1 protein-coding gene is annotated in these 229 nt (G+C 59.8%); it reads right to left on the bottom strand.

Features of this window, described 5'->3' with window-relative positions:
• A partial coding sequence (locus tag ACQG3P_RS25715) for a PadR family transcriptional regulator (protein ID WP_426806625.1) occupies positions 1-170 on the bottom strand: 170 nt, incomplete at its 3' end.
• Positions 171-229 lie beyond the last annotated feature (59 nt).

The following is a 229-nucleotide window of genomic DNA, read 5'->3' as shown; positions in this document are numbered from 1 at the left end:
CTGGGCGTGTACAGCCGCACGAACATCTCACTGATGCTCTGGATCAGCTCATATCCATGGCGCGGCTGCGCCGCCAGCAGCGACAGCACCAGCAGGCGCATGTCGCCGCGGCTCAGCGGGCGGGAAGTCAGCGGACTGGCAGGCCCATCAAGATCACGGGGAGCGGTCATTTCGATATATCGATTGAAGTCCGATCACGATATATCGAAAATGATCCCCGGTGTAGGGT

It is taken from the genome of Stenotrophomonas sp. SrG (genome assembly GCF_050031795.1).
GTDB lineage: Bacteria > Pseudomonadota > Gammaproteobacteria > Xanthomonadales > Xanthomonadaceae > Stenotrophomonas > Stenotrophomonas rhizophila_A.
The sequence above is the reverse complement of the archived record's forward strand: the minus strand, read 5'-3'. Positions and strand labels throughout refer to the sequence as shown.